The following is a 7975-nucleotide window of genomic DNA, read 5'->3' as shown; positions in this document are numbered from 1 at the left end:
TCCGTGAAGGGATAAATCTCTTCATGGAAATGCCCGAACTGTCTGGGCGATCGCCGCAGGAAATAAAGGATTTTTAGCAATTGGAGATTGGATTTCTTAGAGGAAACGAAAGCAACGGGGAAGCGATGTCTACGACGGGCTGTGACGCTCCTGCGTCGCTAACGCTGCGCTATCGGTGTCGCCCCTAGAAAATTCTTAGAGGAAAAGCCAAACCATAGGCGATCGCTTTTTCAAAGCAGTACACTGGTACTATGCCGAAATTACTAGAGTGCGTAGGCGTAGCCCGCCGTAGGCATCGCTGCCTGTCACTAGAAGCATAAGCCTTCCGTGACGGAAAAGTTATCCTTCCAGTGACAGGAAGCGTCAGGGTGGATAGGGACGACGATGGCGAGATTGAGCAGATTGCTTATACTTACAAAGGCGGAACTGAAATTCAATCTTTAGATCCTGAAACTGGGAAATTGACTTTTACAGTTACGCATTCTGGCGAACATAATGGTAGGCAAGAAGACCAGTCAGAAAGCTGGGAAGCAGATTTTGGTGGGCGGTGGACAATTTACGAGCTGCGATCGCCTCCAATCATCAATAAAGATATCAAGCGATTGCAAAATGCCATCAATAAGGCTCTAACTATGTTAGGGCGCTCTTGTTTTGAAGCATAATGTACTGAGCAATTTAAAAACACCAGTATGAAACTAAACCAAGCGATCGGAAATCAAAAGACTGTGTGGGACGTAAAAACATTAACCGACCCCGGAGCAAGGATATCGCTCTGGGGTTTTTAAATTAAATGGCGGTAAATTTTCCTGGACTTAGAGTATAGAGTGCCGGATTGAACAGGAACAAGATATTCCATGCTGAGGTTGTAGTCACCGTAAGATTTATGAGCAGCGATGTTTTTGGAGTGATTAGTCGATTCGACGCGATTCTACAAACCGCAGAAGAGTCAGCAATCAAGCAAATATTTCAGGCATTAGGTACTAGCTATGCCAATTTAGAAAACAGTCTGAGGCGATCGCACGACAAATATGTAGCTGCCGCCCAACCGAACCTTACTGGACTGCAACGTTCAGCGCTGCTATTACAAGAAATTGAAGATTTGCTGAATTTAATCCCCCCAGGAGTAGCCGCAACCTTAGAGCCGGGAGTCGCTTAATTAATCAAGCTTCGACCGATGGTAGCTCAATGGCGAAAGAACTGATTGAAACTATCGTCCCGAACACAGATGTATTGCCCTCTACGGTTCCAGTCGAAGCGCTTAAAAGCGCAGTGACAGATGCGATGAGCTGGCTGACTGGCACTGGCATTGAATTCAAGACCGCCGCCAAACAAGTAATTGCCCAAGGATTAATTCAAAATCAGGGAATTGCCTAGACAACAGGTGTACTACGCCGCAATCTCGGAGTCTCGAAACGTAACGCGGAAAGTATTGCCCGTACTGCTACACTCCAGGCAACCGATCAAGCCACAAGAGAAGCATACGAAACCAATAGCATTGATTACTGCCAAAGGGTTTCAGCCGAGGATAATCGAGTTTGCGGTTTCTGTGCGTTGCGCTGCGGCAACATTTATCCCTTAAATGGTGCGATCGCAATTCTCCACGTTCGCTATCGCTGCTACTTGATACCTATCAAAGCCGAGTGGATCGCAGACGGTTTAATCCATTTGGGATGGATGCGATCGCACCATGATGAAACAGTAGCGATTGCCAATAGTCCTCTGAATCCTGGATTAGCCCAGTTCGAGCGATCGCGTGGGTTGACCCGCCCAGCTGCCCCGGTGTGGACTCCCAATGGGGGGTTTCAAGATGCTGACTTTGCTCGCGCTGCGGGTGGTTAGAAGCAGGAAAATTTTCCTGCTTGTCTCTACAGCTAGCCAGTGGCACAGCAGGCATCTAATTCATTATCACATTTAAAAACAACTGAATCGCCACAGGCTCACTTGAAAATTTTCCTGGAGCTATCAAGCTGGAAATTCCTCTGTCTCCTGAAAAGAACAAAGAGCGATCGCCTAATGCACCACCACAATCTGGTTAAACTAATATGTCTTTAAGTGCTAATACACTGCTGTGTCACCCATTCTTCAAACAGGCGAGAACCTAATGTATAAGAATCGTCATCTAATTGACGAATCACACCAGTACCAGCGATCACTTCTAATGCGTCTATGACCTTTGCTCGGCTGAAACCTGTATACTGTGCTAAATCTTTAGGGGTTGCTTTGCGGTTCTTAATCAGGGCAGAATAAATTTTGCGTTCATCTTCGCCAAAGCAACCAGACAGATGTTCAGCGTTCCACCATGCTGAAAAGTCTTTGTCATGATGCTGTAGCAGTTTGTCGATGAGATGAGCACAGGAATCTTGCTGGTGGTTAGAGTCGAAAATCAGGTTTAATGCTTGTTGTATAAGATAGGGATGGCAACCTGAACATTCGATAACTGAGGTAATTTTATCTTCACTCAAAGATATTTTCTCTTGTTCGGCGCGATCGCTAATTAATTTTTTGGTTTCTCCGTCGCTTAAGGGAGCTAACCATTCGATTTCTGCTATGTTTAATAATGGCGAACCGACGCGCTGCTGATATTCTTTCAAATCTCGATAGCCTGACAATAAAAGACCTAAGCAAGGCTTAATGGCAGTGTCAGTATCTTTTAAACCACGTAGGTAAGACCAAGCATCAGTTGCCCAATTTTGGCGGACAATGAACTCAGCGCCATCGATGAGAAAGCAAACTCCCTGAAAATTTAACTTTCGCAGTTCTTCTGTAGTTTTTAAGAAGGCTAACCGAAAACTATCGTTATTTAAGCGTCTTTCGGAGTCGGGATTATTAATGTTTAATTTGATATCTAACTGTTTGAGGAAACTCAGGGTAACTTCGCCACCCTTAATTTGACTGAGAAACTCGCGGTACATTTGCCGGATTTCAGCTAGAGGTACTTCTCGCCAGCGTTCGATAGCTTCGCGGAGTCTGGCGATAAGGAGGTAACGCAAATTATCTAAGTCTTTGGGTTGTTCTAACTGGAGGTTAATTAGTACGGGAAAGGCAGGCCGGGGATAATTGGTTTTCGGATTCAGTAAGTTCCACTCCACAGCACGTAAGGCGCTGGTTTTACCTAAACGCCGTCCGCCTAAGAGTATCCGCACCTGAAAAGGTGACTTGAGCATGGTATTAATTAATTTGCTGCGTCCAATGAAGTGGGAAGGGTCTGTAATGGCGACGCGGTAATTATCAAAGGGACGTTCTGCTACAAAATCTTGCATTGTTCGATTTCCTCTTCTGTCATCTGCATTTGAATCCACCGTGATAAGAGAGGAATTCGGATATGGTAGAAATCCTGATGCTCAACTTCCTCCTGATACAACAATCCAACATTTTTGAGCCAATTACAAGCATCTAAGCACTGATTGGCTGTGAATTGACTTTTGAGTTGGTTGAGTAAGGATGGTTGTGGTATTCTTTCGGAGAAATGTTCGTTACAGGCGATGACTCGCAGAATGGAGATTGCAATTTGAAAGTCGCGTTTTGTTAAATCTTCCCAAATGCTTCTTTCTAGGTAATTTTTTAACTCACCACTTTCAGTTAAAGTTCTGGCTAAATATGGCTCTACCATTGACCATTCAATCAGCATATTGCCATTTTGAGGAGGCTTGGTATGATTATCTTTTATTTTTTCTGTTAAAAAGCGAGCTAGTTGGCGAGAAACAAAAGGATGTCCACCGCTTTGGTAATGGATTTGTTGAGGTGTGTCTGCATCAAACTCTAACCCCATTAATTTACCAAGACTCACCAGCATTTCTTGAGTTTCAGCTTTTGAGAAAGGCGGTAAAAATATTTCTTTGAAGAAGCTAAACACCGGATTTGTAGCAACTCCTGGTTGTGACCAGGAATTAATGCGATTGCAATCGGGATGGACATCAGCAATTAGTAGTGACATTTGCCGTTTTTGTTGACATAACACCCGTAGCGCCCCAAAACAAGCATTAAATTCTTCAGCTTTTTCGCGGCTGTCTTCTGGTGTGGGAATAATCCTTTCTACTTCATCTAAAAAGCACAGAATGGGCAATTTATATTTATTATTTTTTTGAATAGCACGGGCAAGTTCATTGACTCGTTGAATAAATTCACCAGTTAGCTCTGTGGCTAGTTTATCTAAAGGCAAAGGTGCAGATTGAGGGAGTATAACTTCACTTTCTAGAGTAGATAGATGCTGAATAATATCATTAAATAAAGCCGCACCGTAGCGAGAACCGCCATAGCGTTGCAAATCAATATGTATTATCGGATGTTCGCGCAGCATAAAGCCTAACTGGAGCAGCACTGAGGTTTTACCTGACTTGCGTAATCCAAATAGTCCCACACCTTGATATCTCAGCAGTTCTTCTCCCAAACGTTGTAAGAGTTCTGTGCGACCAAAAAATGATAAAGTGTCACTAATGGCGTTCTTGTCATCAAAGAAATCAGCATGCTGAAGGTAGCGATCGCAATATCCTTCCAGCAAGCCGATACATTCATATTTATCGGGTAATGCTTTTTCTACTGATGTCAGAGGAATGGGAATTAGCAGAAAATTGTCGCGTAGCCGCACCTTCGCAATTTCCATTCTGGCTGTCGTATCTGGTGGAACTTTGTAGATTAACAAACCAGCTTTTTGTGTTTGTTCTGTTGGCAATTTTTGGGTAAGTTGCACCAGGCGAATGATATCTTGATCTGTTGGTGTGTCAACAGTAATTAATACAGGGAACGGCGCGTAAATGCTTATGCTTAGACTGCTGGCGATAGATTCGATAGTCAGGTATTCTTTTTCACGTTTTAGCTTTGCATCAACTTGTTCTAAAAAATTCGCTACTAAATCTAAAGATTGAGCTTTTTGTTCGTGTTGTTGTAGCAGTTGCTTAAATGTCCCGTATTGAGTCCATCGGGAAGGTAAGCGTAACTGTAATAACTGGACAAATTTATCACTTAATGTATGGTCTTTGCTGTTAGCCGCGTATTCAATAATTCTTTCTCGCAGCCCTAAAGCAGCATCTAAAGGCAGTAAATTAGCTAATAAGAGATAGACACCGCGAAATCTGGGGTCATTAATGTGTTGATTAACCCGTTCTTCAACTGCTTCACCTCCACCAAGAAAGTTTTGCACCAAGAAGAATTCCATAATTTTATCGTGGCGAAAGTACCAGCATTTCTGGGCTTCTCCCTTGTCATTTTCCCATTGACGGCTGATCGCCATCTTATATTTTTCATCTTCCAGACTGGTTAATTCTGGTTTGAATTTCTCAGCGGGTATAATGCTTTCGTCATTCAGCCGCATTTGATAAACTGCCTGAGAGAATTTCTTTAAAGGAAATTCGTGTTGCCATTTTCGCAGGTATTCTGCTGCCATTAGCTGATATTGCTGTTCTTGCAAGCGAAACAAATTTGGTTGCTGTTCTTGTGATAGCATCAGGGCAACCAGCGTTAAATCCATCGGGTTAGAAAGAATCCGCTTCGCTGCTGCTAAATCTTCCGGCGATTGTTGCTCGTTGAAGGCTTCTGCAAGGTACTTGGAACAGGCTTGCTCGTATTCAGTGGTGGAACCTAATCCCCCAGCCCCCTTCCCTATGAGGGAAGGGGGAGAAATCAAAGCCTCTCTCCTAAGACGAGAGAGGTTTTCATCCCGTGAAACTTCAGAAACCCAATGACGAGAAAGCAAAAACTGCTGGATTTGTTGGCGCTGCAAAGGCTGCAATTCATATTTCTTAGCTGTAGAAGGCGGTATCCACTCTATGGGCTGGGTTGTCATAATCATATTGCCCCGGAAATAGCTTTCCGCAAACTGAGAGATTTTTGCCCGCGTGTCCGCTGTGACTTCGTTGAGTCCGTCGATGCAGATATCTAAGGCTCCACTGTAAATTAGATTTTTGAGGAACTTGGCATCTTGTACTTGTCCACATAGCTTGGCATAAATTGCTTCAATGACGCCTCTATCACACTTTTGGGCGGGTAAGTAAACAAAAATGTGCTGGGAATTGTTCACCAAATAGCGGAGAAACATTGACTTACCTAAACCAGAGTCGCCTTCTAAGACGATTTGCCCTTGGAGAGTGGGCAGTGCTTGGGTAATAGGTTGAACTTCTGGTGTTATATTGTCTGTGGAATTTGTCTCTGGCTGCACCTTCTTTTGCAAAAATCTATTTGTCATTGCGTTGGCAAAACGCCTGACTGCAAGGTACGCAGCGACAGCGTAGTGAAGCAATTGCAAGCTTCGGGGATTGCTCCCTTGTCCCACATATTTCCCTTGTCTCCCATTTGCCTCTTCCCACCTTGTTGTCAAAATCCTATTATCAGCGCTTAAGGGTAAGGCGTTACTTCGTGGAACCTTGACATAAGATTCAGCAAAATAAGATTGTTCAATAAAATTGTCTAATCCCGCATCTGCTAGTAGCAAAGGTTTAAATGGTTGTAACAATCTGCAACGCAGCCAAGGAACCCAAGTTAGAAGTAAGCCGATGTAACCAAAACCGAGAATTATCCGTACCCAAGGGTTCCAGAACAAAGGTGCGAGAAATTGGGTAAGTTTAGGATATGACAGGATGAGAGTAAGCCAAATGGCAAGGTGAATGAGGATGACTTTTGCAAACAGCAAAAATCGGTTCTGAAATTCTAGAGTATCAATTTTTGATTTTACCGTATCTGCTTGTGGAAAACCAGCAGTTTGGAGATTATTGTAATGAGATTGAAGTAACTGAATATCTTGCCATTTACAAGAACTTTTGTTGGTAACTGCGGCAATTTGGTTTGCCAAATCTTCCCGTAATCCCGCCAATTCTTGACTTTCGTTCCAAGTTTTAAGAAAAAATTGCAGTATTTTTTGGCAATGAAAATGTTTTAGATAATCATCTTTTTCTTGAGGTTCACCTAATGATTGAAGTAGAGTTTTAACCGGCTCAGTCCCGCCCCCAAGGAAATAAGTTAAAAAGCGCCAATCTTCAATCTTTGACTGACCGTCGTAATAAACATTATTCAGAATGATAACTATCTCATCGGATTCTAGTTTTCTAGTTTTTTCCAAAGCTTCTGCCGCACTAGAACGAACTTCAGTCTCAACGCTTTGATCTTTGAGGAAGTTAAGGATGTCTTTGACGTAGGGTGTGGCTGCTGTTCCCAATTTCCCCAAAGCTTCTGCCGCACTGGAACGAAATAAAGCGTCAACGCTTTGATCTTTGAGGAAGTTAAGGATGTCTTTGACGTAGGGTGTGGCTGCTGTTCCCAATTTCCCCAAAGCTTCTGCCGCACTGGAACGAACTTCAGCCTCAACGCTTTGATCTTTGAGGAAGTTAAGGATGTCTTTGACGTAGGGTGTGGCTGCTGTTCCCAATTTCTCCAAAGCTTGTGCCGCAAAGTAACGAACTTCGGCCTCAACGCTTTTATCTTTGAGGAAGTTAAGGATGTCTTTGACGTAGGGTGTGGCTGCTGTTCCCAATTTCTCCAAAGCTTGTGCCGCACTGGAACGAACTTCAGCCTCAACGCTTTTATCTTTGAGGATGTCGGCGATGTCTTTGACGTAGGGTGTGGCTGCTGTTCCCAATTTCCCCAAAGCTGATGCCGCACTGGAACGAACTTCAGCCTCAACGCTTTTATCTTTGAGGAAGTTAAGGATGTCTTTGACGTAGGGTGTGGCTGCTGTTCCCAAATTCCCCAAAGCTTGTGCCGCACTGGAACGAACTGAAGCCTCAACGCTTTTATCTTTGAGGAAGTTAAAGATGTCTTTGACGTAGGGTGTGGCTGCTGTTCCCAAATTCCCCAAAGCTTGTGCCGCACTGGAACGAACTGAAGCCTCAACGCTTTTATCTTTGAGGAAGTTAAAGATGTCTTTGACGTAGGGTGTGGCTGCTGTTCCCAATTTCCCCAAAGCTTGTGCCGCACTGGAACGAACTGAAGCCTCAACGCTTTTATCTTTGAGGAAGTTAAAGATGTCTTTGACGTAGGGTGTGGCTGC

General features: G+C 43.7%; 6 protein-coding genes. 4 read left to right on the top strand and 2 right to left on the bottom strand.

What is annotated here, in order from left to right; translation table 11 throughout:
* Window positions 1-368: 368 nt before the first annotated feature.
* The 4 genes from V7K76_RS28220 (at window position 369) to V7K76_RS28205 (ending at window position 1839) form a co-directional block, all read left to right on the top strand.
* The gene (locus V7K76_RS28220; protein ID WP_335030272.1) at window positions 369-662 is read left to right on the top strand and encodes a hypothetical protein; all 294 of its coding nucleotides are present in this window, start codon (window positions 369-371) and stop codon (window positions 660-662) included.
* Window positions 663-883: 221 nt separating this feature from the next.
* The gene (locus V7K76_RS28215) at window positions 884-1156 is read left to right on the top strand and encodes a hypothetical protein (protein ID WP_335030271.1); all 273 of its coding nucleotides are present in this window, start codon (window positions 884-886) and stop codon (window positions 1154-1156) included.
* Window positions 1157-1185: 29 nt separating this feature from the next.
* Window positions 1186-1374, top strand: a complete 189-nt coding sequence (locus V7K76_RS28210) for a hypothetical protein (protein ID WP_335030270.1) — start codon at window positions 1186-1188, stop codon at window positions 1372-1374.
* 177 nt (window positions 1375-1551) lie between these two features.
* Entirely contained in the window at window positions 1552-1839 is a 288-nt protein-coding gene (locus V7K76_RS28205; RefSeq protein WP_335030269.1) for a hypothetical protein, read from the top strand.
* A gap of 209 nt (window positions 1840-2048) precedes the next feature.
* Here V7K76_RS28205 and V7K76_RS28200 read toward each other — a convergent pair whose 3' ends face one another.
* On the bottom strand, window positions 2049-3260 hold the full coding sequence (locus V7K76_RS28200; protein ID WP_335030268.1) for an ATP-binding protein: 1212 nt from the start codon (window positions 3258-3260) through the stop codon (window positions 2049-2051).
* A partial coding sequence (locus V7K76_RS28195) for a HEAT repeat domain-containing protein (protein ID WP_335030266.1) occupies window positions 3245-7975 on the bottom strand: 4731 nt, incomplete at its 5' end. The genes V7K76_RS28195 and V7K76_RS28200, both read right to left, overlap by 16 nt.

This window comes from Nostoc sp., assembly GCF_036917975.1.
Taxonomy (GTDB): domain Bacteria; phylum Cyanobacteriota; class Cyanobacteriia; order Cyanobacteriales; family Nostocaceae; genus Nostoc.
This window is presented reverse-complemented; position numbering and strand designations above follow the sequence as displayed.

What these genes read in the sequence shown, in the direction of transcription:
- V7K76_RS28215 (WP_335030271.1), top strand. Translation starts at nt 884, where the DNA reads ATGAGCAGCGATGTTTTTGGAGTGATTAGTCGATTCGACGCGATTCTA.
- V7K76_RS28210 (WP_335030270.1), top strand. Translation starts at nt 1,186, where the DNA reads ATGGCGAAAGAACTGATTGAAACTATCGTCCCGAACACAGATGTATTG.
- V7K76_RS28200 (WP_335030268.1), bottom strand. Translation starts at nt 3,260, where the DNA reads ATGCAAGATTTTGTAGCAGAACGTCCCTTTGATAATTACCGCGTCGCC.